Origin of the sequence: Amycolatopsis sp. A133, assembly GCF_031082405.1 — a bacterium.
Lineage (GTDB): Bacteria > Actinomycetota > Actinomycetes > Mycobacteriales > Pseudonocardiaceae > Amycolatopsis.
Genome location: NZ_JAVHJU010000004.1, coordinates 1 through 26,326 on the forward strand (window position 1 = coordinate 1; position 26,326 = coordinate 26,326).

24 protein-coding genes and 1 pseudogene are annotated in these 26,326 nt (G+C 73.3%); 10 read left to right on the forward strand and 15 right to left on the reverse strand.

Annotation, left to right across the window (positions count from 1 at the left end; genetic code table 11):
• Nucleotides 1-220 precede the first annotated feature (220 nt).
• Nucleotides 221-574, forward strand: coding sequence for a VOC family protein (locus Q5425_RS04405; RefSeq protein WP_308670782.1), 354 nt, complete (start codon nt 221-223; stop codon nt 572-574).
• Here Q5425_RS04405 and Q5425_RS04410 read toward each other — a convergent pair.
• The 8 genes from Q5425_RS04410 to Q5425_RS04445 all read right to left on the reverse strand — a co-directional run bounded on the left by Q5425_RS04410 (nt 571) and on the right by Q5425_RS04445 (nt 8,629).
• On the reverse strand, nt 571-1,572 hold the full coding sequence (locus Q5425_RS04410; protein ID WP_308670783.1) for a proline racemase family protein: 1,002 nt from the start codon (nt 1,570-1,572) through the stop codon (nt 571-573). The two genes, Q5425_RS04405 and Q5425_RS04410, sit on opposite strands and share 4 nt — an antisense overlap.
• Nucleotides 1,573-2,484 (reverse strand): dihydrodipicolinate synthase family protein, encoded by a 912-nt coding sequence (locus Q5425_RS04415; RefSeq protein WP_308670784.1) that lies wholly within the window; start codon nt 2,482-2,484, stop codon nt 1,573-1,575. It abuts the gene before it with no gap.
• On the reverse strand, nt 2,481-3,764 hold the full coding sequence (locus Q5425_RS04420; protein ID WP_308670785.1) for an NAD(P)/FAD-dependent oxidoreductase: 1,284 nt from the start codon (nt 3,762-3,764) through the stop codon (nt 2,481-2,483). The genes Q5425_RS04415 and Q5425_RS04420 overlap by 4 nt, the downstream gene beginning before the upstream one ends.
• On the reverse strand, nt 3,761-4,027 hold the full coding sequence (locus tag Q5425_RS04425) for a (2Fe-2S)-binding protein (RefSeq protein WP_308670786.1): 267 nt from the start codon (nt 4,025-4,027) through the stop codon (nt 3,761-3,763). The genes Q5425_RS04420 and Q5425_RS04425 overlap by 4 nt, the downstream gene beginning before the upstream one ends.
• Nucleotides 4,024-5,190: an FAD-dependent oxidoreductase gene (locus Q5425_RS04430; RefSeq protein ID WP_308670787.1), complete on the reverse strand. Its 1,167-nt coding sequence runs from the start codon at nt 5,188-5,190 to the stop codon at nt 4,024-4,026. Before Q5425_RS04430 ends, Q5425_RS04425 begins: the two co-directional genes overlap by 4 nt.
• A gap of 52 nt (nt 5,191-5,242) precedes the next feature.
• Complete coding sequence (locus tag Q5425_RS04435) at nt 5,243-5,896, reverse strand: helix-turn-helix domain-containing protein (RefSeq protein ID WP_396135125.1); 654 nt, start codon at nt 5,894-5,896, stop codon at nt 5,243-5,245.
• 283 nt (nt 5,897-6,179) lie between these two features.
• Nucleotides 6,180-6,476, reverse strand: coding sequence for a DUF1540 domain-containing protein (locus tag Q5425_RS04440; protein ID WP_308670788.1), 297 nt, complete (start codon nt 6,474-6,476; stop codon nt 6,180-6,182).
• A 134-nt stretch (nt 6,477-6,610) separates the two neighbouring features.
• Nucleotides 6,611-8,629: a phosphocholine-specific phospholipase C gene (locus Q5425_RS04445; RefSeq protein WP_308670789.1), complete on the reverse strand. Its 2,019-nt coding sequence runs from the start codon at nt 8,627-8,629 to the stop codon at nt 6,611-6,613.
• Between the two features lie 165 nt (nt 8,630-8,794).
• On the opposite strand from Q5425_RS04445, the gene Q5425_RS04450 reads away from it, so the two are divergent.
• The 4 genes from Q5425_RS04450 to Q5425_RS04465 all read left to right on the forward strand — a co-directional run bounded on the left by Q5425_RS04450 (nt 8,795) and on the right by Q5425_RS04465 (nt 10,549).
• Entirely contained in the window at nt 8,795-9,331 is a 537-nt protein-coding gene (locus Q5425_RS04450; protein WP_308670790.1) for a MarR family transcriptional regulator, read from the forward strand.
• On the forward strand, nt 9,328-9,696 hold the full coding sequence (locus Q5425_RS04455; protein ID WP_308670791.1) for a hypothetical protein: 369 nt from the start codon (nt 9,328-9,330) through the stop codon (nt 9,694-9,696). The genes Q5425_RS04450 and Q5425_RS04455 overlap by 4 nt, the downstream gene beginning before the upstream one ends.
• A 218-nt stretch (nt 9,697-9,914) precedes the next feature.
• Complete coding sequence (locus Q5425_RS04460) at nt 9,915-10,241, forward strand: lycopene cyclase domain-containing protein (RefSeq protein WP_308670792.1); 327 nt, start codon at nt 9,915-9,917, stop codon at nt 10,239-10,241.
• A complete protein-coding gene (locus Q5425_RS04465; protein ID WP_396135126.1) occupies nt 10,241-10,549 on the forward strand; it encodes a lycopene cyclase domain-containing protein in 309 nt (102 codons plus the stop codon). Before Q5425_RS04460 ends, Q5425_RS04465 begins: the two co-directional genes overlap by 1 nt.
• 173 nt (nt 10,550-10,722) lie before the next feature.
• Here Q5425_RS04465 and Q5425_RS04470 read toward each other — a convergent pair whose 3' ends face one another.
• Complete coding sequence (locus tag Q5425_RS04470; protein WP_308670794.1) at nt 10,723-11,928, reverse strand: MFS transporter; 1,206 nt, start codon at nt 11,926-11,928, stop codon at nt 10,723-10,725.
• A gap of 95 nt (nt 11,929-12,023) precedes the next feature.
• Here Q5425_RS04470 and Q5425_RS04475 point away from each other — a divergent pair, with 95 nt between their 5' ends.
• Complete coding sequence (locus tag Q5425_RS04475) at nt 12,024-12,743, forward strand: helix-turn-helix transcriptional regulator (protein ID WP_308670795.1); 720 nt, start codon at nt 12,024-12,026, stop codon at nt 12,741-12,743.
• Nucleotides 12,744-12,860: 117 nt separating this feature from the next.
• Nucleotides 12,861-14,228, forward strand: a complete 1,368-nt coding sequence (locus tag Q5425_RS04480) for a hypothetical protein (RefSeq protein WP_308670796.1) — start codon at nt 12,861-12,863, stop codon at nt 14,226-14,228.
• A gap of 27 nt (nt 14,229-14,255) precedes the next feature.
• Here Q5425_RS04480 and Q5425_RS04485 read toward each other — a convergent pair whose 3' ends face one another.
• From Q5425_RS04485 to Q5425_RS04495, 3 genes are read right to left on the reverse strand one after another with little or no spacing between them, the layout of a single operon-like run.
• Complete coding sequence (locus Q5425_RS04485) at nt 14,256-15,002, reverse strand: succinate dehydrogenase/fumarate reductase iron-sulfur subunit (RefSeq protein WP_308670797.1); 747 nt, start codon at nt 15,000-15,002, stop codon at nt 14,256-14,258.
• Complete coding sequence (locus Q5425_RS04490; protein ID WP_308670798.1) at nt 14,999-16,921, reverse strand: fumarate reductase/succinate dehydrogenase flavoprotein subunit; 1,923 nt, start codon at nt 16,919-16,921, stop codon at nt 14,999-15,001. Before Q5425_RS04490 ends, Q5425_RS04485 begins: the two co-directional genes overlap by 4 nt.
• Before the next feature lie 2 nt (nt 16,922-16,923).
• Nucleotides 16,924-17,628: a succinate dehydrogenase cytochrome b subunit gene (locus Q5425_RS04495; RefSeq protein ID WP_308670799.1), complete on the reverse strand. Its 705-nt coding sequence runs from the start codon at nt 17,626-17,628 to the stop codon at nt 16,924-16,926.
• 71 nt (nt 17,629-17,699) lie between these two features.
• Here Q5425_RS04495 and Q5425_RS04500 point away from each other — a divergent pair, with 71 nt between their 5' ends.
• Entirely contained in the window at nt 17,700-18,635 is a 936-nt protein-coding gene (locus Q5425_RS04500; RefSeq protein ID WP_308670800.1) for a LysR substrate-binding domain-containing protein, read from the forward strand.
• 197 nt (nt 18,636-18,832) lie between these two features.
• On the opposite strand, the pseudogene Q5425_RS04505 reads toward Q5425_RS04500, so the two are convergent.
• Both Q5425_RS04505 and Q5425_RS04510 read right to left on the reverse strand, forming a co-directional pair.
• A pseudogene (locus Q5425_RS04505) lies at nt 18,833-19,471 on the reverse strand (TIGR03619 family F420-dependent LLM class oxidoreductase); the annotation flags it as partial.
• 29 nt (nt 19,472-19,500) lie between these two features.
• Nucleotides 19,501-19,920 carry a YkvA family protein gene (locus Q5425_RS04510; RefSeq protein WP_308670801.1) on the reverse strand — a complete coding sequence of 140 codons (420 nt, stop codon included), beginning with the start codon at nt 19,918-19,920 and terminating at the stop codon, nt 19,501-19,503.
• 123 nt (nt 19,921-20,043) lie between these two features.
• On the opposite strand from Q5425_RS04510, the gene Q5425_RS04515 reads away from it, so the two are divergent.
• Together Q5425_RS04515 and Q5425_RS04520 are read left to right on the forward strand one after the other, a co-directional pair.
• Nucleotides 20,044-24,297, forward strand: coding sequence for a cation-translocating P-type ATPase (locus tag Q5425_RS04515; RefSeq protein ID WP_308670802.1), 4,254 nt, complete (start codon nt 20,044-20,046; stop codon nt 24,295-24,297).
• 278 nt (nt 24,298-24,575) lie between these two features.
• Entirely contained in the window at nt 24,576-25,691 is a 1,116-nt protein-coding gene (locus tag Q5425_RS04520) for a serine hydrolase domain-containing protein (protein ID WP_308670803.1), read from the forward strand.
• 1 nt (nt 25,692) lies between these two features.
• Here Q5425_RS04520 and Q5425_RS04525 read toward each other — a convergent pair whose 3' ends face one another.
• Nucleotides 25,693-26,169, reverse strand: coding sequence for a cupin domain-containing protein (locus tag Q5425_RS04525; protein WP_308670804.1), 477 nt, complete (start codon nt 26,167-26,169; stop codon nt 25,693-25,695).
• Nucleotides 26,170-26,326: the final 157 nt, after the last annotated feature.

Here is a 26,326-nt window from a genome sequence, read left to right on the forward strand (position 1 = left end):
CTGGATCAGCCCTGCAAAGAAGCTCACAATGTTACTGTCCTAAATAGAGCATGTTGCGACGACCGCATGAATCCGCCCCACATTCGGTGCGCTCAACGCACCGAACGCCACATTGGGTGCGTTGGACGCACCGAACGCCACATTGGGGCGTATGAGGCGGGCGGGTGCGGCCCGCGTGTCGACCGCCCCGGCCCGGCGGGCGGGCTGGCAGGATCGCGGCATGGAACGCGTGCTCGGAATCGGCGGGTACTTCATCCGCGCGGCGGACCCGGCGGCCCTCGGTGCCTGGTACCGGGACTGCCTCGGCCTGGACACCGACGAACACGGCCTCTGGCACCCGGAAACCGGGCCGACCGTCTTCGCGCCGTTCGAAGCCGGGACCGGCTACTTCGGCTCGCCCGGCCAGCAGACGATGCTCAACTTCCGGGTCCGCGACCTCGACGCCATGCTCGCCCAGCTGCGCGAGCGCGGTGCCGACGTGGCCGAGGACGTCCAGGACATGGCCGGCGTCGGCCGGTTCGGCTGGGTCACCGATCCCGAAGGCCACCGCATCGAGCTTTGGCAGCCCGCCTAGAGCACGAATCCCGTCGGGAACGGGTCCGCCGGGTCGAGCAGGTAGGTCGCGGTGCCGGTGATCCAGGCCCGGCCGGAAAACTCCGGGATCACCGCCGGCACCCCGCCGACCGTGGTCTCCGCGACCAGCTCGCCCGTGAACGTCGTGCCGATGAACGAGCTGTTCTCGAACGGCGTGTGCAGCGGCAGTTCGCCGCGGGCGTGGAGCTGGGCCATCCGGGCGGACGTGCCCGTGCCGCACGGTGAGCGGTCGAACCAGCCCGGGTGGATCGCCATCGCGTTCTGCGACGTCCGTGCGTCGGAGCCCGGTGCGAGGAACTGGACGTGCTTGCAGCCGCCGATCAGCGGGTCGGCCGGGTGCTTCGGCGGCCGCTGCTCGTTGATCGCGGCCATGATCGACAGCCCCGCGGCGAGGATCCGGTCCTTCTCCGCCCGGTCGAACGGGATGTCCAAAGACGACAGGTCGAGAATCGCGTAGAAGTTGCCGCCGTAGGCGAGGTCGTAGCGGACCGGGCCCAGGCCCGGCACCGAAACCTCGGCGTCGCGCTCGGCGAGGAACGACGCCACGTTCCGCAGCTTCACCCGGGACGCACGCCCGTCGCGGACGGTCACCTCCGCGTGCACCAGCCCGGCCGGGGTGTCCAGGCGCACCACCGTCGTCGGCTCGGTCACCTCGACCATGCCGGTCTCCACCAGCACCGTCGCCACGCCGATCGTGCCGTGGCCGCACATCGGCAGGCAGCCGGACACCTCGATGTACACCACGCCCCAGTCCGCGTCCTCGCGGCACGGCGGCTGCAGGATCGCGCCGCTCATCGCCGAGTGGCCGCGCGGCTCGTTGACCAGGAACTGCCGGAGGTGGTCCAGGTGCGCCATGAAGTAGCGGCGGCGCTCGGCCATCGTGGCGCCGGGGATCGGGGCCACGCCGCCGGTCACCACCCGGGTCGGCATACCCTCGGTGTGCGAGTCGACCGCCGTGATCGCGCGCGAAGACCGCATCTACGCCACCCCCAGCGCCGCGAGCGCGCGGCCCATGTCGGCGCGGACCTGCTCGCGGTGGACGTCCGAGAGCGGCCCCCGCGGCGGGCGGCACGGCCCGCCGCGGCGGCCCACCAGGTCCATTCCGAGCTTGATGGCCTGGACGAACTCGGTGCGCGAGTCCCAGCGGAACGCGGCCACCAGCGGCTCGTACAGCGCCCTGGCCTCTGCCAGCTTGCCCGCCGTGGCGAGCTCGAACAGCCGCGCCGACTCGGCCGGGAACACGTTGGGGAACCCGGCGAACCAGCCGGTGGCGCCCATCAGCAGGCTCTCCAGCACGACGTCGTCGGCGCCGCCGATCACCGCCAGCCCCGGCGCCCGCTCGCGGATCTCCAGCACGCGGCGGACGTCGCCGGAGAACTCCTTGACGGCCACGACGTTGTCGATCTGCGCGATCTCGGCCAGCAGCTCGGGCGTGAGGTCGACCTTGGTGTCGAAGGGGTTGTTGTAGACCATCACCGGCAGGCCGGCCGAAGCCACCGCTTCGAAGTGGGCGAGCACCTCGCCGCGGTTGGCGCGGTAGAGCGTCGGCGGCAGGCACAGCACCCCGTGCGCGCCGTCCTCGGCCGCCGCCTCGGCCCAGTACCGCGCCTGGTGCGCGCCGGGGCCGTGCACGCCGACGACGACGATCCCGTCCGTCCCGACGGCCTCGATCGCGGTGCGGGCGACGCGGCGGCGTTCTTCGTCGGTGAGGGAGGAGTACTCGCCGAGGGAGCCGTTCGGGCCGACACCGCGGCAGCCGTTGTCGACGAGCCACCGGCAGTGCTCGGCGTAGGTGTCGTAGTCGACGGCCAGGCCGGCGGGCGCGGTGTCGTCGGCCCGGTAGGGCAACGCGGCGGCGACGACCACACCGCCGAGGTCGCGGGTGTTCATGGAGACTCCTTCGGATCGGCGAGCTCGCCCAGGCGGATCGGCTGGGCGATCGGACGGTGGTGCCGCTCGGCGCCCCCGCAGAGATCGGCGACGGCGGGACCGCACATCCGGCCCTGGCACGGGCCGAGCCCGGCGCGGGTGCCGAGCTTGAGGGCGTGCGGGCCCGGCGTGACGGGGTGTTCGGCGGCGCGTTTCAAGTCGCCGTAACGGGTTTCCTCGCAGCGGCAGACGATCGTGTCCGCGCGCAGCCAGCCGGGCCACGCCGCGCCGATCGGGTGGGCGGCAGCCAGGCGGCGGGCGAAGGCGCGGGCGTGGTCACGCCGCTTGAGCAGGGCGCGGCCAGGTGTTTTCCCGGCGGCGGCCCACCCGGCGACCGCGCCTTCCGCCGCGGCGGCGACCGCACCGCCGATGCCGGTGAGCTCCCCCGCGGCGAACACCGCGGTGACGCTGGTGCGCTGGTCGTCGCCGACCCGGACGAACCCGCCGTCGAGGACGCAGCCGGCCGCGACGGCCAGTTCGGGTTGCGGTACAAAACCGTGCCCGACGCAGAGGGCGTCGACCTCGTAGGTGCGTTCGGTGCCGGGCACGACCGACCAGTCCGCGCGGACGCGCGCGGTGACGGCTTCGCGGACCCGGTCGTCGCCGCGGGCTTCGACCACCGCCCGGCCCATGCGGTACGGGACGCGGTGCCGGGCCAGCGTGCCGGCGTACCGGACCAGTTCGTTCACCTTGCCGAGGTGGGCGGCCGCGCGCCACGACCATCCTTTCAGGACCGTACGTGCCGGGTTCGCCTCCAGGACAGCGAGTACTTCGGCCCCGACGTCCACGAGGGACTCGGCGACGGGCAGCAGGAACGGGCCGGCGCCGGCGACGAGCACCCGCTGTCCGACTGCGACCCGCTCCCCCTTGGCCAGCGCCTGCGCGGCGCCCGCGGTGAACACGCCGGGCAGCTGCCAGCCGGGGAACGGCAGGACGCGGTCGTGCGCGCCGGTGGCCAGGACCAGCGCGTCGGGTTCCAGGGTGTGGCGCCGCCGGTTCGTCCCGTCGGCCGGGCCGCGCAGGACGTGGACCCGCGTGCCCTCCAGGGCCCAGACGGTGCTTTCCGGCCACCAGGTGCACCGGTTCAGGAGTGCTTCGAAGCGGTGCGAGGCTCCCCGGTGGTACTGCCCGCCGGGTGCCTCGGCCTGGTCCAGGACGGTGACTTCGGCGCCGGCGGCGAGCGCGTGCTCGGCCGCCGCGAGCCCGGCCGGTCCGGCGCCGACGATGACGACGTGCGTCACGCGCCCTCCTCCCGCGACTGGGTGCGGATCTCGTCGCCGTCGGCGGCGCGGCGGCGGCACGCGCGGACGTCGGCGACGCCGTTGACGGTGAGCAGGCAGTCGAAGCAGGCGCCGATCCCGCAGAAGACACCGCGCGGCGCGCCGGACCGCGTGGTGCGCCAGGACAACCGGCCGGCGGCGAGCAGCACGCCGGCGACGGTCTGCCCGGCGACCCCGGTCACGGTCTCGCCGTCGACGGTGAGCACGATCGGCCGCTCGCTCACGCCAGCACCGCCGGACGGTCCACAGTGAACTCGGCCACCGGCATCGACGGGGTCGCGCCGGTCAGCAGTTCGCGCAGCAGCCGGGCCGTCCCGACGCTCAGGCCGATCCCCGCGCCTTCGTGTCCGGTGGCGTGCCACAGGTTCTCCAGCCGCGGATCTTCGCCGAGCACCGGCAGGTGGTCGTCGACGTACGGCCGGAAGCCGCCGTACGCGCGCATCACCGCGGCATCGGCCAGGGCCGGGAAGAGCCGGGCCGCCTTGGCCGCGATCGCCCCCAGCACCTCCGGCCGGATCGTGTCGTCGAAGCCCACGCGGCGGCGGGACGAGCCGATCAGCACCGTGCCACCCCACGTCGACTCCACCACCGCCGACGTCTGCAGGTCGCCGCTGCCCGTGCCGACCGCTCCGACGTAGTCTGCGTCGTAGACCTTGTGCCGCACCACGCCCGGCATCGGCGTGGTCACCAGGACCTCGCCGCGGCGGGGGCGGACCGCGATCGGCGCGCCCAGCCGGGCCGACACGAGCCCCGACCACGGGCCCGCCGCGTTCACCACCAGGTCCGCCTCGACCGCTTCGCCGTCCACGCGGACTCCGGTGATCCGGCCGCCCCGGGCCACCGCGCCCGTCACCTCGGCCCCGGTGCGCAGCCGGGCGCCGTGGGCGAGCGCCGAACCCAGCAGGGCCAGCGCCGCGCCGGCCGGCTGCACCTGGGCGTCCTCCGGGTAGCGCACGGCGGCGGTCACCTCCCGGGTCAGCGCGGGTTCGGCCGCCGCGACGGCCGTCTCGTCGAGCTGCTCGGTGCGCACCCCGGCCGCGGCCTGCGCCCCGGCGAACGCGAGGAGCGCGCCGGCGCCGGCTTCGGTGGTGGCGACGACGATGCCGCCTTTCGGGTCGAACTCGGACGCGGCCGCCGCGCGCGGGTCGCCGTCGGCGATCTCGGCCAGCAGCTGCGGCCACAACCGGGCCGACAGCTGCGCGAGCGCGAGCTCGGCGCCGGGTCCCTTGTCGGAGACGAGGAGATTGCCTTCACCGTGCGAAGTGGTGCCGCCCGCCGGCCGTCCGCGGTCGAGGACCAGGACGTCGAACCCGGCCAGGACGAGCTCCCTGGCGCACGCCGCGCCGACGATCCCGGCGCCGATCACCACCACCCGCGTTCGGTTCATCAACCCTCCAGCGTTCGGTATAGCGAACGATAGGTCTCGATCGGGAGGGGTGTCAATCCTGCAGAACGGGGTGCGGCTCACCGTCGAGCCGCTCGTCGGCGCGGTACTGCAGCAGCAGCACCGACTGCACGGGAGCGGCCAGCGCGGTGTAGCTGTGCGGCTCGCGGGCGTCGAAGGCGACGTAGTCCCCTGGCCCGAGGTCCACCGTCCGGCCGGCGACTTCGACCCGCAGCTGCCCGGCCTGCACGACGGTGTGCTCCACGCCGACGTGGCCCTGCGAGCGCTGCGGCGCGTCCCCGCGGACGACCTGGTCGTAGACCTCGAAGACGCTGTTCTCGGCTTCGATCCGGCGCAGGGGCCGCAGGTCGACGCCTTCGCCGCGGAGCACCTCGACGTCGGCGGCCCGCACGACGGTCAGTCCCCCGCGCGGCCGGTGGTCGAGCAGGTCGGAGATCGCCACTTCGAGGACCCGGGACAGGCTGAACACGGTTTCGATGGTCGGGTTGCCGGTGCCGCCCTCCAGCTGCGACAGCGTCGCCTTGCCGATTCCGGACCGACGGGACAGCTCGGACAGCGACAGCCCGCGGGCCGACCGCGCCGCACGCAGGTTCACGGCCAGCATGTCGCGGATCGAGGGAGCACCGTCGCCGTTCGGTAAAGTGTCCACCAGCCACGACCTCCGTTCGGTTTGCCGATCGGATGTCATGATGTCACGTCGTTGCCGGCCTTGATTGGGGGAACAGGCGATCCTCGCGCCGACCGACCGGCGGGTGCGGTGCGGTGCAGCTTCTTCGGCCCGGAGCCGGGTCGAGGCTGCGGCTGGAGTGCTGGGCAGCGCTGGTGTGGTGGTGGACGGGCCGCTCGAGCCGCTGGCTCGGGGCGCTCCCGCCGCTTAGGGCGATTCGGGCGTTTGGGCCGCTCCGGCAGCGCACAACCGCCGCCCCGGCTTGCCCCGCGACTCGATTCCGCGGGGCAAGCCGGACAGCGTGCTACTTGGTGTACGTCAGGCAGTTGGCGTCGTGCCCGCCGTCGCCGGGGCCCACGCGGATGCTCGATGCCGTGCACTCCAGCGAGGAGTTGTGGCGGCAGTCCGTCCGGGAACAGGCGCCGACCTGGGCCACGACCCGGTCCAAGCCGCCCTTGGTGTTCAGCGGGACGAACGTGCCGCAGTCCGCCGAACCGTTGTGGCCGCCCACGGTGATCGCGAACGCGTGGCAGCCGTCGTGGTTGTAGGAACATCCGCTGACCGTGCACTCGTGCACGGCCGGCATTTCGGTGGTGGTCATCCGCACTCCTGGTTCCGTGGTGGGAAAACAGCCGGTTCCCCGACGCTCCCACCACGGACCGGACCCCGCAACGCACGCGGCCGCGCCCGGGTGAACTCCGCGCCCGGCCGGGTGACAAACGGCCCCGAACGAGCTCAGTGGGTCAAGATCTTCGGGTCGCTTGTGCTCGGACGCCCCGTCTCGACGTGCCCGGCCAGCCGGCGCAGGAAGCGCGGATCGTGGTCCGAAACGATCGAGACGTCGTACCAGCCGCCGCTGCGCCGCGTGTCCACCACCTCGGTCACCCGCGCGCCCGGCCGCAGGAGGCGGGTCGTCGTGCGGCGGCCGTACGCGTCGGTCAGCGTCAGCCGGACCGGGGCCTTGCCGCTGTTGGTGAGGACCAGCGCGAGGTTCCCGCTGCGGCCCTCCGGACGCGCGCTCACCTCCGGCCCGGCGGCCGCGCCGCCGCGGAACTGCCGGACGAACCCGTTCGGCCCGTGGACCGTGCAGTCGTACCCGCCGGCGACCGGCAGCGCGGCGGCCAGCGAGCAGCCGGCGCCCGCCGTGTACGTCCGCGGGTCGCCGCCCGGCGAAGTGACGGAGAACGTCGCACCGGCGCGGCCGCGGTTGACGAAGGTCAGGTCGAGGACGGCCGCCACCCGGGCCTCGACGGCCAGGTCGTACGGCAGCGCCCGCGCCGGGCGCAGCCCCGGCTCCTGCTTCGGCAGCACCGTGCGGGCCGGCACCGCGGGCACGTAGTCCGGGTGCCGCTCACGGTCCGGCGGGAGGTAACCGGCGGTGTCCGGCAGCGCCGGCACCGCGGTGTCGGTCCGCGCGAAGTCGAACGCCGACGTCAGGTCGCCGCACACCGACCGGCGCCAGGCCGAGATGTTCGGCTCGTGCACGCCGAAGCGGCGCTCGACGAACCGGATGATCGACGTGTGGTCGAACGTCTCCGAGCAGACCCAGCCGCCCTTGCTCCACGGCGAGACGACCAGCATCGGCACGCGCTGGCCGAGCCCGTACGGACCGGCCGGGTTCGACGCCGAGCCGGGGTAGATCTCGCCGGTCGTGTCCACAGTGGATTGCCCGGCCGTCGCGTACGGCGGGACGACGTGGTCGAAGAAGCCGTCGTTCTCGTCGTAGGTGATGAACAGCGCGGTCTTGCTCCACACCTCCGGGTTCGCGGTGAGCGCGTCCAGGACCTGCGCGATGTACCAGGCGCCGTAGTTCACCGGCCAGTTCGGGTGCTCGCAGAACGCTTCCGGCGCGGTGATCCACGAAACCTGCGGGAGCCGGTTCGCCTTGACGTCGGCGCGGAGCCGGTCGAAATAGCCTTCGCCCGCCTTCGCGTTCGTTCCGGTGCGGGCCTTCTCGTACAAGGCGTCACCGGGCTTGGCGTTGCGGTAGGAGTTGAAGTACAGCAACGAGTTGTCGCCGTAGTTGCCGCGGTAGGCGTCGTCGATCCAGCCCCAGCTGCCGGCGGCGTCCAGGCCGTCACCGATGTCCTGGTAGATCTTCCACGAAACGCCGGCCTTCTCGAGGCGCTCCGGGTAGGTCGTCCAGGAGTAGCCCTTTTCGTCGTTGCCGAGGACCGGCCCGCCGCCGGTGCCGTCGTTGCCCGTGTACCCGGTCCACATGTAGTAGCGGTTCGGGTCGGTCGAGCCCATGAACGAGCAGTGGTAGGCGTCGCAGACCGTGAACGAGTCGGCGAGGGCGTAGTGGAACGGGATGTCCTCGCGCGTCAGGTACGCCATGGTGGTCGAGCCCTTCGCGGGCACCCACTTGTCGTACCGGCCCTGGTTCCACGCCGCGTGCGTGTCCTTCCAGCCGTGCGGGAGGTCCTGGAGGAACTGCAGGCCCAGGTTGTCCGCTTCGGGCCGGAACGGCAGGATGTCGCGTTTGCCGTCCGACTGCTCCCAGACGGACTTGCCCGAGGCCAGGGTCACCGGCCGCGGGTCGCCGAAGCCGCGGACCCCGCGCAGCGTCCCGAAGTAGTGGTCGAACGACCGGTTCTCCTGCATCAGCACCACGATGTGCTCGACGTCCCGCAGCGTCCCGGTGCGGTGGTGCGCGGGGATCTCCGCCGCGCGCGCGATGCTCGTGGACAGTGCGGAAAGGGCGGCCGTGCCGCCGGTGAGCTGCAGAAAACGCCGTCGGTTGACGTCCGTCATGGGGACTCCGGGGGTGTCGTGGTGGGGAGCCGGGTCAGTATGGGTCGCCGATGGCGAACCTGTGCGCAGAGCGAGGCTAACGCCGGGCGAAAGCCTGGTTAACGCCCGCGAGCGGACAAGCCGTTGACAGAGATACGGAAGTACGTACTAATGTAGTACTTCATTATGAACGACGTATCCAACTTCGCCCGCGACGCGGACGGCCTGCTCTACTCCCCCGACGTCCGGAGTGCGCTGGCCGGCTTCACCCTCGGCGAGGACACCGGCGTGCTGGAGGCGGCCGCGGCCGTCCGCACGGCCGCGCGCAGCCTCGAGCAGCTGCGGTCCCGGGGCACCGACAGCCGCGGCCTCAGCCCCGGCGCCCTCGACATCCTGATCCGCCTCGGCACCGGCGGGTCGAACATCAAGGACCTCGCCGCCTCCGCCGGCGTGAGCTCCCGGAACGTGACCGGCCTGGTCGACACCCTGGAACGAGCCGGGCTCGCGGAGCGGGTGCCCGACCCGCGCGACCGGCGGTCGGTGCTGGTCCGGATCACCCCGGACGGCCGCACGTGGCTCGACGAGTTCCGGCGGCCGTCGCAGCTGGCGATGGCCGCGCTGTTCCGGGGGTTCACCGCCGCCGAAACGACCCAGCTGCGGCACCTGTGCCTGCGGCTGGCCGAAAACCAGCACCACCTCGCCCGCTACCTGGAGGACCGATGACCGCACAGACCAGACAGACCGTCCAGGCCTACCACCGTGCCCGGTTCGGCGGCGACGTGACCGCCGCGGCCGCGCAGCTGGCCGGCACGTTCCGCTTCTCCAGCCCGCTGCTGGCCTCCGCCGACGCGCGCGGCCACCTCGACGGGCTGGCCGCGTTCGTCGGGATCGTCACCGGGGTCGACCTGATCAGCGAGCTCTACGGCGAAACCGAGGCCACGCTCGTCTACGACGTGCACACCGCGACCCCGGTCGGCACCCAGCACACGGCCGAGCACTTCCGGCTGCGCGACGGGAAGATCGAAGCCATCACCCTGATCTTCGACGCCACGCGCTGGCACCCGCTCATGGCGGCCGTGCAGCGGTGATCACCCGCCTGCCCGGGTTGTCCCGGGGCGGGCAGCGGGAAACGCGCGGAGGTCGCCTGCGGGAATCCGGAATCCCGGGCAGAATCCGGGGCGGGGCGGCGGTTGCGCCTCGCGAAACGGCGAGAGGAGTCCGATGGCGGGGTTCGACGCGCTGCGCCGCCGGCGCGGCGCCTTCGTCACCGAACGGGCGCCGTGGGCCCGGCGCGGAGCACGCTGACGTGGGCCGCGCGGAATACCTGCTCGTCCTGGGTGCGTGCGTGCTGGCGACGCTGCCGATCGAGCTGGCCGGCGCGCGGGTGTACCGCAGGCCCGCCCGGCTGGCGCGGGCGGTGCTGCCGGTGGCGGTGGTGTTCCTCGTCTGGGACGCACTGGCCATCGCCGCCGGGGTCTGGCACTTCGACCCGGCGTTCGTCACCGGCCTGCAGGCGCCGTTCGGGATCCCGCTCGAGGAAGTCCTCTTCTTCGCCGTGATCCCGGTGTGCGGCGTCCTGACCTACGAAGGGGTCGGCCTGACCGGGCGGCTGCTGCGGCGGTTGCGGCGGTGATGCCGTGGGGCTACACGGTTCCGGCCGTCGCCGCCGTGCTCGTCGTGGTCGCGGCGGAGCTGGTGGTGCTGCGCACCGGGCTGTTCCGGCGGCCGGCGTACTGGGTCACCATGGCGATCGTCGTCGCCTTCCAGGTGCCGGTGGACGGCTGGCTGACGAAGCTGTCGGCCCCGGTCGTCCGGTACGCACCGGACGGCATCACCGGCTGGCGGTTCCCGTGGGACATCCCGGTCGAGGACTTCCTGTTCGGCTACGCCCTCGTGACCGCGGTGCTGCTCCTGTGGGAGCGCGGGAAGAAGAGAGCGTGAGTCCCGCTTCCGCCCAGCGGAGGTCAGAGGGGGGTCGACCTGCGAGCGGAAGCGGGAGCTGAGGGCCGGCACCGTGAAGGCGAGGGGCGGGATCCGGGAACACCGCCGTACCGACACCCTGTACAACGTCGCGCCCCCGCCGGAGTTCCGGGCGGCGGGGTGACGTGCATCGCTCACCGGGAGCTCGCGGGCTCGGCCGGCTGCCGCGTCCGGACCGCCCAGCGGGTCAGCGCCGGCACGGGCGCGACGGCCGCGAGGAACACCGCCGCGACCAGCAGCCACCCCGGTCCGCCCAGACCGCCGACCGCCAGCGTGAACACGCCGGGCGCCACCATCTGCACGGTCGCCGTGGCCGCTTCGGTCACGCCTTGGTAGGCGCCCTTGGCGTCTTCGCGCATGAGCCGCACCGACAGGCCCCAGGCGGCGGCCACGTACCCCAGCTCCCCCACGACGTGCAGCACCGCGGCCAGCACCACCACCGCGACGGCGCCCGCCCCCGAGCCGCCGGCCGTCGTGGCGAACAGCACGCAGCTCGCCGCGAGCACCACCCCGGACACCACCGCCGTTCTCGCAGCCTGGCCCACCGTGCGCGCGAACCGCGCGAACGGCACCTGGAACACCGCGATACCCACCGAGCTGAGCACGACCACGATCCCGCCCAGCCCCAGCGGCAGCCGCGTCCAGCCGGACAGCCACAGCGGCAGCCCGGCCGACAACATGGCCCAGCACAGCGAAAGCACGGCCGTGGCCCCGGCGACGGCCAGGTACGGCCGGTCGCCGAGCACCACCCTGGTTCCCGGCCGTCCCGGCGGCCTCGCGGTGCGGGCCGGCGCGGGCACCAGCAGCGTCGCGCCGGCGAGGACGAGGAAGCTGACGGCGTTGCCGGCGATGGCCACCGTGTACGCCCACCGCGTGTCGGCGGTCAGCACCAAGGCCCCGAGCCCGGCGCCGGCGGCGTACCCGACGTGCTGGGCCACCCGCTGCCGCGCCAGCACGCGCACCCGCTCCGCGGGCTCGGTGACCAGCCCGGTGATCAGGGCCGTCCGCACCGCGGTGCCGCCGGTCGCCAAGGCGGTGAACGGGATCGTCACGGCCAGGAACGACCAGGTGCCGTCCACCGCGAGGTACCCGGCCATCGCGACGGCCCGCACCAGCGTGAGCGCGACGAGCACCGGCCGCGCGCCGGCCCGGTCCGCGAGCGCGCCCAGCGGCACCGCCGCGACCATGCCCACCGCGCTCGCCACGGCCAGTCCCGCGCCCACCGTGACCGGCGGGAGCCCGGCGATCCGGGTGAAGTACAGCGCCCAGATCGTGAACCAGAGGCCGTCGCCGAGCGCGGAAACCCCGCGGCCCCACAGGAGGCTCCGCAGTCCGGTCATCCCACCACCCTTCACGAAGACGTGAATGGTGGCACGGCGATCGCCGGGCCGCAACCACCATTCAGCAATTCGTGAATCGTGCTAAGCTCACGCGGGTGACGGGTGGACTGGTCGATGCGGGCAACGCCGTCCAGGGCGCGATCGTCGAGCTGACGCGCGAACTGGCCGATCCGGTGCGGCTCACGGCCCTGCAGGTGCTGGCCGCCGAGGGCCCGCACACGATGGTGCAGCTGGCCGACGCCCTCGGCGTCACCGCACCCCGGCTGGGCAACCACCTGGCGCGGCTGCGGGCCGCCGGGCTCGTGACGGTCGAGCACGCCGGACGGCACGCCGTGTACCGCGTCGGCCGCGAAGACCTCTTGGCCGTGCTCACCGCCCTCGCGCACTACGCGGGCAACGACGCCATCACCCCGCCGGGCCGCGCCGAGTCGGGCGCGGACATCGCGCACACGTGCTACGACCACGCGGCGGGACGCCTCGGCGTGGCGGTGTTCGCCCTGCTGGTCGAGCGCGGCGCACTGCGGCCCCCGGACGGTTCCGCGGCGGAGGTGTCCCTCGGCGACGACCTCTCGGCGTTCCACGACCTCGGCGTCACCCCGGCGGAGGCCGCCCCCGGCCGTCGCCGGCCCGCGACGGCGTGTCTCGACCGGACCCACCGCGTCCCCCACCTGGGCGGCGTGCTCGGCAGCCAGGTCCTGACGGCGTTCCTGGCCGACGGCCTGGTCCGCCGCGGCCCGGAGGACCGCGAACTGCGGATCACCCCGCGCGGCCGGCGCCGGTTCGGTGCCCTGCTGCCGGGCTTCGCTCCGGCCTGAGCGGCCGATCCTGTGATGACAATGGCATCACGATCGCTCCGGAAAATGCGGTGATGCCGACGTGCAAGCTTAGCATCCGGCGTCATGGAGAGGGTATTCGGCAGCCCGGTGGCGGGTGTGTTCATCACCGAATCCGGGCGTGTGCAGAATGGGGTCGAACCCGGTCAGCAAGTGATCAAACCCGAGGCGGTCGCGACCACTCTTCCGGCTGACTTCGGGCTCAAGATCGGTCAAATTCCCCTGAAACAGTTCTCGGACAGGAGCGGTGGCCTGGTCGGCGGAATTGCGGACGCCTTCCACCTCGAAAAGGACGTGAAGGACGCCCTCTCCCTGGTCGTCAAGGTCTCCGAGATCGTCTCCGGCGTCATCGGCGGCGTCGGCTTCGTGATGAACGCGCTCAACTTCCTGGGCGTGTTCGGAAGACCCGAGGACCCGTACAACCTGCTGTTCGAGCGGATCGATGCGCGACTGAAGGTCATCCTCGGCGCCACCTTGGCGGGCAGCACCCTCGACACGATGCAGAAGATCCAGGAACTGGTGGGTTACGCGCAGACGTCGGCGAAGATCGCCGACGAGCACGTGCGCGCGGGATTTCCCGCCGACGATCTTTCCGTGGGGCGGCTCAGCCAGGCCGACTTCAACTCGCGCAGAGCGGTGGACACACTGGCCCGCGATCCGTACTGGCTGCGCATCTACGACGAGCACGGAATCGCGGAGGGCCGGTGGCAGACGGTCATCCAGCAGCGCGCCGCGGTCGACAGCCACAACCTGGTCTGGGACTACCGATACACGCTGCCGCTCTACCTCCAGGCGGTTTTCGCGCGGGTTGCCGTCATCCACGCCATCGACCCGAATTTTCAGAACCTGCAGTACCACGGCGAAATCATGGGCTACGCCAATTTCACCCGGGTCATCGAAGGCAAGATCCGCGCCGGCATCGTCAAGGCGGTCGCTCAGCCGGCGAACCTGTGGGGTCTCATTCAGTTGCGCCCGCTCGAAACCGGCGTGGCCGACGTCTTCACCGGGGCGAGCATCATCCGGTGGTGGAACCCGTTCGACCCCACGGCGACCACCGAACCGACCGTGGATCCGCTCGCTTCCCACGTGTTCGCCGCTCTGGGTGCTCCGCGCACCTACGCCGACTACGTGCGAAGTCACGACTCGTACGCCGAGGCGATGTTCTGGGAGCTGTACCGGCGGCTCGGGATGTTCAGCTTTTGGCAGATCACTCCGGATCTGGAAAAACTCGCCCGGAAGTACCTGCCGCACAGCGACGAACTCCACCTGAACCCGAATCTCGTACCGATCGCCCACCTCAACCCGGGGCTCCCGGGCGAACCCGATCCGCACGCGCCACCGGGCGAGTGGCTCACCTACGTGCCCGAGCCGCCGTGGTGGGGTGACATGCAGTCGCAGCTCGACAGCGCCAACTCACCACAGGTGGCCGGTCTCGTCGACCGCGGCATGGCGGCGTTCGGCAGCTAGGGCGCGCGACGCGAGCGCGCCGTGAAGTCAGCGGCGCCCGGACCGGCTGGCCGCGAGGAATTCCCGGTTCAGCGCCGCGATGCTCGCGAACGGGATCCCCTTCGGGCACGACGCCACGCACTCGCCGGTGTTCGTGCACCCCCCGAAGCCCTCGGCGTCCATCGCCTCCACCATGTCGAGCACCCGGCTCGCGCGTTCCGGGCCGCCTTGGGGCAGGAGGCTCAGGTGGGTCACCTTCGCCGCCGTGAAGAGCGTGGCCGAGCCGTTCGGGCAGGCCGCTACGCAGGCGCCGCAGCCGATGCACGTGGCGTTGTCGAACGCCAGGTCCGCGTCCGGTTTGGGGACCGGGGTCGCGTGGGCGTCCGGGGCGCTGCCCGTCGGGGCGCTGACGTAGCCGCCGGCCTGGACGATCCGGTCGAGCGCCGAACGGTCGACGACCAGGTCCTTGATCACCGGGAAACCCTTGGCGCGCCACGGTTCCACGTCGATCACCGCCCCGTCGGCGAAGGACCGCAGGTGCAGCTGGCACGCCGTCGTGCGTTCCGGGCCGTGCGCCTGTCCGTTGATCACCACGCCGCACGCGCCGCAGATGCCTTCGCGGCAGTCGTGGTCGAACGCCACCGGCTCGTCGCCGGCCTCGATCAGCCGCTGGTTCAGCACGTCCAGCAGCTCCAGGAACGACATGTCCGGGCTGATGCCGTCGACCGGATAAGCGACCAGCCGTCCTTCGGCGGCCGGGCCGGCCTGCCGCCAGACGCGGACGGTGAGTTTCATGTGTAGCTCCGCTGAGTCGGGTGGACGTGCTCAAAAACCAGTTCTTCGCGGTGCAGCACCGGCTCGGCGCCGTACTCCCACGCGGCGACGTGGGCGAAGTTCTCGTCGTCCCGCAACGCTTCGCCCTCCGGGGTCCGGTGTTCCTCGCGGAAGTGCCCGCCGCACGACTCTTCGCGCGCGAGCGCGTCGACAAGCATGAGTTCGGCCAGCTCCAGGAAGTCCGCGACGCGGTTCGCCTTCTCCAGCTCCTGGTTGAACTCCGCGCCGCGGCCGGGAATCCGGACGTCGCGCCAGAACTCCGCCCGCAGCGCGGGCACCCGGTCCAGGGCCTTGCGCAGGCCTTCGCGGGTGCGGGACATCCCGCAGTGGTCCCACATCAGCAGGCCCAGCTCCCGGTGGAACGAGTCCACCGAGCGCGTCCCCCGGATCGCCAGCAACCGGGAAATCCGGTCGCGCACCTCGGCTTCCGCTTCGAGGACCGCCGAAGCGGGGACCTCGTCGAGCCGCGTGCCGCCGAGGTAGTCGTTGACCGTCGCGGGCAGCACGAAGTAGCCGTCGGCCAGCCCCTGCATGAGCGCCGACGCGCCGAGCCGGTTGGCGCCGTGGTCGGAGAAGTTCGCCTCGCCGATCACGAACAGCCCCGGGATCGTGCTCTGCAGGTCGTAGTCCACCCAGAGGCCGCCCATCGTGTAGTGGATGGCCGGGTAGATCCGCATCGGCACCGCGTACGGGTCTTCCGCGGTGATGCGCTGGTACATGTCGAAGAGGTTGCCGTAACGGGCTTCGATCGCCGGCCGGCCGAGGCGTGCGATCGCGTCGGCGAAGTCGAGGTAGACGCCGAGGCCGCCGGGACCGACGCCGAACCCGGCGTCGCACACGTTTTTCGCCGCCCGCGAGGCGATGTCCCGCGGCACGAGGTTGCCGAAGCTCGGGTACTGGCGTTCGAGGTAGTAGTCGCGCTCGTCCTCGGGGATCTCCCCCGGCGGCCGGGTGTCACCCTGGCGCTTCGGCACCCAGATCCGGCCGTCGTTGCGCAGCGACTCGCTCATCAGCGTCAGCTTCGACTGGTGCTCACCCGACCGCGGGATGCACGTCGGGTGGATCTGGGTGAAGCACGGGTTCGCGAAGTACGCGCCGCGTTTGTGCGCCCGCCAGATCGCGGTGGCGTTGGAGCCCTTCGCGTTCGTCGAGAGGTAGAAGACGTTGCCGTACCCGCCGGTCGCGAGCGCGACGGCGTCGGCGAGGTGCGTGGTGATCTCCCCGGTGACCAGGTCGCGCGCGACGATGCCGCGGGCCCGGCCGTCGACGACGACCAGGTCGAGCATTTCCGTGCGCGCGTGCAGCTCCACGTTCCCGGCGTCGATCTGCCGGGACAGCGCCTGGTACGCGCCGATCAGCAGCTGCTGGCCCGTCTGGCCGCGCGCGTAGAAGGTCCGCTGCACCTGCACGCCGCCGAAGGACCGGGTGTCCAGCAGGCCGCCGTACTCGCGGGCGAACGGCACCCCCTGCGCCACGGCCTGGTCGATGATCTGCGCCGACACCTGGGCGAGCCGGTACACATTGGACTCCCGGGCCCGGAAGTCGCCGCCCTTGACCGTGTCGTGGAAGAGCCGGTACACCGAATCGCCGTCGTTGCGGTAGTTCTTCGCGGCGTTGATGCCGCCTTGGGCCGCGACGGAGTGCGCACGCCGCGGCGAGTCCTGGAAGCAGAACTGCACGACGTGGTAGCCCTGCTCGGCCAGCGTCGCGCCGGCCGAGCCGCCGGCCAGCCCGGTGCCCACGACGATCACGCGGTGCCGTCGCCGGTTCGCCGGGTTCACCAGTTTCGCGGCGAACTTCCGTTCGTCCCACCGCTGCTCCAGCGGAACGCGGGGAGCGCGGGTGTCGGCGATCGGGTCGCCGATGCGGTAGCCGTCCATGGTCAGTGCACCAGTCCCGTCATGATCGCGACCGGGACGAGCGCGTAGCCGCCCGCGACCACGACCGCCGTTGTGCTGCCGATGATCCTGATCGCCCGTTCCCGCCGCGGGCGGGTGACGCCCAGCGTGCGGGCGGCGCTGGCGAAGCCGTGGTGGATGTGCAGGCCCAGCATGGCCAGGGCGACGAGGTAGATCACGTTCACCCACCAGACCTGGAAGTCCGCCACGAGGTTGTGGTACGGGTCGCCGGGGACGAAGTCCCGGTTCACCGCGCCGACGGTGAAGTCGAGGATGTGCCAGACGACGAACAGCGCCAGCGTCGCGCCGCCCCAGCGCATCGTCCGCACCGCGAAGGTCCCGCGCGGCGGCTGCCGGTGGACGTACCGGACCGGCCGGGCGCGCAGGTCGCGCCGGGCCAGCTGCACCGCCGCGATGACGTGCAGGACCAGCGCGGCGAGCAGGACCGCGCGCTGGAGCCAGAGGAACCACTCGCGGCGCAGCACCGGTTCGCCGATCGTGCGCAGCCAGTGGGCGTAGTGGTTGAGGTCGCCGGCGCCCAGGAACGTCTTGAGGTTGCCGGCCATGTGCGCGACCACGAAGGCGAGCAGGAGCGCGCCGGTCACCGCCATGACGGCCTTCTTGCCGATCGTCGAGGCCCAGAAGCGCCGGACGGCGGAGCGCCGGGGCGGGGCGAGGGTGGTCACCACCCGACCGACGTTAGGAGCGCGTCGACCAGAGGTCAAAGACATGATAGCTCTCTTGTCGATAGGCTGTTCCTATGCAGTTTCAGCAGCTGGCCTACTTCGTCGCCGTCGCCGAGCACCGGCACTTCACCCGCGCGGCCGAACAGGTGCGGGTGGCCCAGCCGTCGCTGTCCCAGCAGATCCGCGCGCTCGAACACGACCTCGGCGCGCCGCTGTTCCACCGGATCCGCGGCAACGTCACGCTCACCGAGGCCGGCGAGACGCTGCTGCCGATCGCGCGGCGGATCCTCGCCGACACCGAAACCGCGCGGCTGGCCATCCGGGAACTGTCCGAGCTCGACCGCGGCCGCGTCCGGCTGGGTGCGCCGCCGAGCCTGTGCACGGGCCTGCTGCCCTCGATGCTCGCGGCGTTCCGCCGCCGGTACCCGGGCATCCAGCTGGAGCTGCACGAAAGCGGGTCGGGCGACCTGCGGCAGCGGCTGGCCGAGGGTGCGCTGGACCTGGCGCTGCTGGCGGGCGCCCGGATCACGGCCGACGCCGGCCTGACGGCGACCCCGCTGCTTCTGGAGGAGCTGGTGGTGATCGCCGCCCCGGACGCGCCGGTCGACGGCGACCGCCTCGGCATCGCCGACCTCGCCGACGTCCCGCTGGTGATGTTCCGCCGCGGCTACGACGTCCGGGAGGCGACGGTCAACGCCTGCCGCGCGGCCGGGTTCGAGCCGTCGTTCGCGATCGAGGGCGGCGAGATGGACGCGGTGCTGGAGCTGGTCCGGGCGGGCGTCGGCGCGGCGGTGGTTCCGAGCACGGTGGCGGGCGACCGGTTCCGGATGACCCGCTTCACGCCCGACGCGGGGATGACGCGCGTGGTGCAGCTGGCCCACCGAGCCGACCTCGAACCGACCCGGGCGGTGCGCGCGCTGCGGGCGGCGATCGCGGGCTTCGTGGCCGACCGGGCCCGGCGGGCGAGCCTGCCGCCGGGCATCGAGTCCCTGGTGGACGACGTCAGCTGAGACCGAACCGCGCGGCGAACCCGGCCATCTCCGCCCGCCTTTCCGCGGGTTCGGCGGTGCCCGGCGTGACGACGATGCGGGTCACCCCCTGCCGGGCCGGGCTCCTCGACGTCCTCTGTGGACATTTCCGGCGATCCCCAGCGCGTGTACTGGAGGTTTTCCGGGTCGCTCGCGGTGGCGCGGGCGAGCTCGAACCGGCGGCGGCGCTCGTCCGCCGTCAGCGCTCCGCCGGGGAAGTACCCGTCGCCGCGCCGGCCGGCCCGGCGGGCCGCGGCCGCGCTCGAACCGCCGACGTGGATCGGCAGAGCGCGGACACCGACCGGCTTCGGAAAGCTGCAGACTCCCTCGAAGGAGAAGAATTCGCCGGCGAAGGAAACCCCCTCTGCCCCGCCCGCCCACAGCAGCCGCACTACGTCGATCGCCTCGTCCGCCCGGCGGCCGCGGGTGGCGAAGTCGACGCCGGCCGCCTGTGCCTCGCCGGGCAGCGCGCCGACCCCCACCGTGAGCAGCCGCATGCGGCCGCCGGAGAGCACGTCGACCGTCGCCGGCCGATTGGCCAGCACCACCGGGTGGTGGTAGGGCAGCAGCAGGACACCGGTGCCGAGCAGGATGCGGTTCGTGACGGCGGCGACGAAGCTCAGGCACTCCAGGGGACCCGCGTAGGGCAGCGACGGCGGCAGCTCCACCGGCCCGATCTTCGCCCCCGGATACAGCGCGACGTGCTCCGGCAGGTACAACGACTCGAACCCGCACTCCTCCGCGTCCCGGGCGAACCCGGCGAGCACTTCCGGGTCGGAGCCGAAAAAGGGCGTGCTGTAACTGATTCCGAACTTCACTCCCGAGAAGCTGGACGTTGACGCCGACGTCAAGGCAACGGGCGGATCCTCGTCAGGCGGACGAGGGCGGCGAACCCGTCGTCGGTGCCGGGCCAGTGGGCGCGCACGGCGTCGAGCCCGGCGCGGCGCACCACCGAGCGCAGGACGGCGCTGACGATGATCGCGTCGTCGGCGTACCCGAGCACCGGGATGAAGTCCGGCACCAGGTCGATCGGCAGCGCGAGGTAGGCCAGCAGCAGGCCGAGCCGGATCCGGACGCCGCGGGGCAGGGTCCGGTCCGCGGCCAGCCGCCGGACCAGGCGCAGCACGTCCGGCAGCAGCCGCAGCGCTTCCCGGAGCAGTCCGCCGCGGGGCCGGACGACCACGAGCGCGACGACGAGGGCGGCCCAGGCGAGCACCAGAGCGGCCGCCACACCGATCAGCAGGTCCCACCCGGACGACCCCGTCACCCGCGCGAGGGTACGTCCGTCCGCGGCCGCGGTCCAGCCACGTCGCGCGATCGGGCGGCGGAGTTTTGACCTCCGGCCACCGGGGGAACGCCGAGCGGAAACGGTCGGCAGGCGGAGGTCGGTGTGCTCGCAGGGTTGTTCGCGGTGACGAAGACGGGGATGGTGCTGGCCTTGGCCGGCCCGGTCCTCGTGACGCGGCAAGCGAAAAAGGCGGTCTCGGCGATCGGCCCGCTCGCCGGGGAGCTGGCCGCGGGGGCGGCCGGGACCGCGGGTGAGGCGACCCGGACGACCGGCCGCACGGCCGTGCGCGCCGCGCGGGTGGTGCGCAACGCCGCGGGTGCGCGCACCGCCGTCTGGCGCGCGGGACGGCGCCTGCACGTGCCGCTGCGGCCCGGGGACGACGCCGGCCGCCCGGACGGCTCCGCGTTCGCCGCCGAGCTGGCCGCGCACGACGGCGTGGCCGGCGCCTACTGGGACGGCGGGCTCGGCAGCGTCGTCCTCTACCTGGCCGAAGAAGCCGCCGCCGACCGCGTCCTCGACTGGATTTCCGACCGTTGCGAGCGGCACGGGCTGACCCCGGCCGAGCCGGGTGACTGCGCCCCGGCGCACCCCGGCGACACCTACGGCGTGCGGACGGCGGCACTCGCCTTGGTGATGGACGTCGCCGGTCTGGCCGTCTCGGCCGGCACCCGTGCCGTGCGCTCCGGACGGCTGCACGAGACCGTGCGGGCGGCGGTGTCCGCGGCACGGGAGCACCCCGCCGTCCGCGCGGCGCTGGACGAGCGGTTCGGCTGGTACACGGCCGAGCTGGCGCGCTCGGGCGTGTCGGCCGCGGTGCGGGGGCTGAGCCAGGATCCTCTGGAACTGGTGCTGGACGCCCTCCTGCGCACCGGGCAGCTCACCGAGGCGATCGCCCGCCTCACCGCGTTCGACGCCGGGCACGACGAGCTCTGCTCGCCGGAGCGGCCCAGCCTCGGGGTGACGCCGCAGCAGCGCCGGGTCCCGATCCCCATGGAGGACTACGCCCGCAACGCCGTCGGCGGCGGCCTGCTCGCCGCGCTCGCCGATCTGCTGGTGCGCCGCAACCCCCGCCAAGCCGCCGAAGCGTTCCTCGCGGCGTCCCCGCTGCCCGCCCGGTACGCCGACACCGCCTTCCACACCGCGATGGGCACCGCGTTCGCCCGCGAAGGCGTGCTCGTCCGCGACCCGGACCGGGTGAAGGCACTGGACACTGTGGACACCGTGGTGCTGCACGCCGACGCGCTGCACGGCGAAGACGGGCTGGACCCGCACGCCGAAGCCGTGCTGGACGCGGCCCGCCGGGCGCAGGCGCGGGTGGTCATCGCCGGCGACGGCGCCCGCGAGCGGCTCGGCGAGTTCGCCGCGCTCGCCGACGACGTCGCGGAGGAGCCGTTCTTCGGGCTGGTGACGCGGCTGCAGGACGAAGGCCGGGTCGTGCTCACCGTCGGACGGCCGCCCGCGCGGTGCGCACCGAACTGCGACGAGGTGGCGGGCCTGCTCGCCGGCGACCTCTGCGTCGCCCTCGCCGACCGCGACGCGCCGGTGCTGTGGGGCGCCGACCTCGTCGTCCGGCCGGGGCTCGCCGGTGTGTGGCGGGTGCTGCGGGCGGCCGGCGCCGCGCGGGTCAACAGCAAGCGGGCCACCCGGGTGGCCACGGCGGGCAGTCTGCTCGGCGGGCTGCTGCTGATGTCGCGCCGCCGGCGGACACTGGTCCCGTTCGTGCCCCGGCTGGACCCCGTCCTGCTGGGCGGGCTGACCGGGCTGACGATGGGCACGTTCGCCGCGGTGCGCGTGGCCGCCGCCCGTCCCCCGGCCGGCCGGACCCGGGTCGCCTGGCACGAGCTGACCGGCGAGGAGGTCGCCGAACGGCTGGCGGCCGCGGAAACCGAGCCGACGCACTGGGACCTGGCGACGCGGCGGGTGCGGGCGGCGGCCGGCGCGGCGGCCCGGCACCCGGCCGCGGTGCCGGTCAGGTTCGGCACGGGCCTCGCCGCCGACGTCGTCGCCGAGCTGAACGACCCGCTGACCCCGGTGCTGGCCCTCGGCGCGGTCGCGTCCGCGGTGGTCGGCTCGCCGGTGGACGCGCTGCTGGTGGCCGCGGCGATGGGCCTCAACGCCGTCGTCGGCGGGGCCCAGCAGTTCCGCGGCCGGCGCGCGCTGGCGAAGCTGCGGGACGGCGAGCGGCAGCGGGCCCGCCGGGAAGGCGGCCGGGTCGTCGACGCGCGGGCGCTGGCGACCGGCGACCGGATCGAGCTGCGCGTCGGCGACGTCGTCCCGGCCGACGCCCGCCTGCTGACCGCCAACGACCTCGAAGTGGACGAATCCGCGCTGACCGGCGAGTCGCTCCCGGTCGCCAAGCAGCTCGACCCGGTGCCGGGCGCGCCGATGGCCGAACGCAGCTGCCTGGTCTTCGCCGGCACGACGGTGGTCAGCGGCGAGGGGACGGCGGTGGTCGTCGCGACCGGCCCGGACACCGTGGCCGGCCGGGCGGTCGAGCTGGCCACCCGGACCGCGGCCGCGGTGGGCATCCAGGCCCGGCTGCAGGACCTCACCCGCCGGGCGCTGCCGCTGACCATGCTCGGCGGCGCGCTCGTCACCGGCCTCTCGGCGATCCGCGGCCGTCCGCTGCGCCGGGCACTGGCCGGCGGTGTGGCGATCGCCGTCGCCGCGGTGCCCGAGGGGCTGCCGCTCGTCGCCACGGTGGCGCAGCGGGCGGCGGCCCGGCGGCTGTCCGCGCGGGGCATCCTCGTCCGTGCCCCGCGGGCGCTGGAAGCGCTGGGCCGCCTGGACGTCGTGTGCTTCGACAAGACCGGCACGCTGACCGAAAACCGGCTGCGCGTGGTGACGACGACCGGGCCCGACGGCGAGGCGCGCGAGCCGGGCCCCGGCGACGTCGTGGTGCGGGCCGCCGCCCGTGCGTGCCCGGGCACGCTCGACGACCCGCACGTGCGGGCGCACGCCACCGACCACGCGGTGCTGGACGCGGCCGGCCCGGACGAGGGCTGGACCGAGCTCGCCGGGCAGCCGTTCGAGGCGAACCGGGGCTACTCGGCCACCGTCGGCCGGGAGGAGGACGGCGAGCCGACGCTGGTCGTCAAGGGCGCCCCGGAGGTCGTCCTGCCCGCCTGCACCGGCGCGGACGAGCTGGCCCGCGCCGCGGAAGCGCTGGCGGACCGGGGGCTGCGAGTGCTGGCCGTGGCGTCGAGGAAGGCCGGGCCGTCGCTCGACGGCGACGACCAGGAGGTGCTGGCGGACCTGGAGTTCCTCGGCTTCCTCGGGCTGGCCGACACCCTGCGGCCGACGGCCGAGCCGCTGATCAGCGGGCTGCGGGCGGCCGGGGTGGCGCCGGTGATGCTCACCGGGGACCACCCGAACACCGCGCGGGCCATCGCGGCTTCGCTCGGCTGGCCGTCCGACGCCCCGGTCGTCACCGGGGACGAGCTGGCCGCGCTGGACCGCGCCGGCCGGGCCGAGCTGCTCTCGGGCGCCGGCGTGATCGCCCGCGTCGCGCCGGAGCAGAAGCTGCAGGTCGTCGAGGCGCTGCGCGAAGCAGGCCGGGTGACGGCGATGGTCGGCGACGGCGCCAACGACGCGGCCGCCATCCGCGCCGCGGACGTCGGCATCGGCGTGCGCGCCCGGGCCTCGACCGCCGCCCGCACCGCGGCCGACGTCGCGCTGACCGGCGAGGACCTGACCGTCCTGCTGGAGGCGGTGGCGGAGGGCCGCGCGCTGTGGCGCAGCGTGTCGGACGCGGTGGTGATCCTGGTCGGCGGCAACGCGGGCGAGATCGGCTTTTCGGTGCTGGGCACGCTGCTCTCGGGCGACTCGCCCCTGGGCACCCGCCAGCTGCTGCTGGTCAACCTGCTGACCGACCTGTTCCCGGCGATGGCGGTGGCGGTCACCCGCCCGGACGACGACGGCAGCGGCGGTGCCGACGGCAGCGGCGGTGCGGGCGGCCTCGGCAAGGACCTGACGCGCGCCATCACGAGCCGCGGCGTGACAACGGGCGTCGGCGCGACGACGGCGTGGCTGTTCGGCCGGTTCACCCCGGGAACGGTCCGCCGCACGAGCACGATGGCGCTGTGCGGCCTGGTCGGCACCCAGCTGGCCCAGACCCTGCGCGGCCGTCGGCGCAGCCCCCTGGTCGTCGGCACGGCGGTCGGGTCCGCGCTCGCGCTGGCGGCGATCGTGCAGACGCCGGGGGTGAGCCAGTTCTTCGGCTGCACCCCGCTGGGCCCGTTGGCCTGGACCGGCGTCGGCGCGGGAGTCGCGACGGCGGCACTGGCTTCGTCCCTGCCGATCCTCCAGCCGGCCCCGGAGTCCGATCAGGACAGTCACCGCCCCGGCCCGGCGTGATCCGACCCGGAACTCGCGTGATCAGGAACGGAACTCGCGTGATCAGGGACGGAACACGCGTGATCGGAGCCGTAACTCGCGAGTTCCGGGCTTGATCACGCGAGTTACGGCTTCAATCACGCCAGTTCCGGCTTTGATCACGCGAGTTCGGGTCGAGCCGGGGCCGTTCCCGCGGTAGCGCTGGCGCTACCTCCGGTCCGGTGGCCTGCACTGCTGATCTTCGCGCCGGATCCCGGCATCGTGAACGTGTCGATCCGGTCGGAATAGGGAGCAGGAAGATGAGCACTTCGGTGGTGCGCAAGGGTGTGGTGGTCTTGGCCGTGGCGGGGCTGCTGGGCGCGACGGCCACGGCGGCGGAGGCGGGGCCCGCCGTCGTCCAGCGGAAGCTCGACGCGCTGGTGAGCCAGGAGAAGTTCCCCGCCGCCCTCGCCTCGGTGAGCCGCGGGGGCCACCCGGTGCCGCTGGTCGCCGGTTCGTCGCGGCTCGGCAGCCGGGTCCCGGTGCCGCCGGACGGGCGGGTCCGGGCGGGCAGCAACACCAAGACCTTCACCGCGGTCGTCGTGCTGCAGCTCGTGGCCGAAGGCCGGGTGGAGCTCGACGCGCCGATCGAGCGGTACCTGCCCGGCCTGGTGCCCGGCGGGTCCGCGATCACCGTCCGGCAGCTGCTGCAGCACACCAGCGGGCTCCCGAACTACACCGAGCACCTCGGGCTCGAGGACTTCGCGAAGCTGCAGCACCGGTACTTCCAGCCCCACGAGCTGCTCGCACTGGCGCTGGCCCACCCGGCCGAGTTCGCGCCGGGCACGAAGTGGCAGTACAGCAACACCAACTACCTGCTGGCGGGCCTGCTGGCCGAGCGGGTGACCGGGCGCCCGGTGGCGGAGCAGGTCACCGAGCGCGTGATCAGGAAGGCCGGCCTGCGCAACACGTACTGGCCCCAGGTCGGCGACCAGACCATCCAAGGTCCGCACCCGCAGGGGTACGCGCTGTCGGCCGACGGCTCCGTGATCGACGTGACCGAGCTGGATCCGTCGTGGGGCTGGGCGGCCGGCCAGCTGATCTCGACGCCGGGCGACCTCGCGCAGTTCTCCCGCGCGCTGCTGGACGGCAGGCTGCTGCCGGCCCCGCAGCTGGCGGAGATGCGCAAGACCGTCGAAGCGCCGTTGTTCCCGGGCTGGCGCTACGGCCTCGGCGTGTTCAGCGTCCCGTTGAGCTGCGGCGGCGAGTACTGGGGCCACGGCGGCGACATCCACGGCTTCGAAACCCGCGGCGGCGCCACGGACGACGGCCGCGCGGTCGGCCTGGCGGTGACGGCGCTGCCGGGAACGTTCGGCGACACCGACCGGGCCGAGCGGGCGGTGCTGTCCACAGTGGACGCGGCGTTCTGCCGGTGAGTCAGGCGCCCGGCACCGAGCCCGGCGGCAGGAACTCGACGTCGTGCAGCGCCGACAACCGGACCACTTCGGCCGGGTCTTCGAGGTCGTGCAGCCGGTCGAACAGCTGCGCGAGCCGCCCGGCCGGGCTCACCCAGAACAGGGCGCGGGTGACGTCCTCGCTGCGGTTGTAGTAGGCGTGCGGGAGGCCCCGCGGCATCCGCACGGTGTCGCCGGGGCCCGCGCTCGTCCACTCGCCGTCGAGGTAGAGGGTGAACACGCCGTGCAGGACGTAGATGTGCTCGTCCTGGGTGGGGTGCACGTGCGGCGGCACCCCGGTCCCGGGCGGGTCGAGGGTTTCGAAGGCGAAGCTCGATTCGCTGACGGCTTTCGGGGAGTAGGTGTGCCCGAGGACGTTCCACACCTTCTTCGGCAGTCCCTCCCGCGCCGGCGTGATCCCCTTGGGCAGGGGACCGAGCACGATTTCTTCGCCGGTCATGGCACCTCCTGGTTTCGGGCGGTCAGGGCCGCGAGGGACAGCCTGTCACGGCCGGCGACCGAACACCCCGGCGACGAGCGCAGCCGATCGTGGCCTTCTCGCTCGTGCGCCGCCGGGGTTCCCGGTCCCGGCCATACTTCGTCATCCGCCGGTCTTG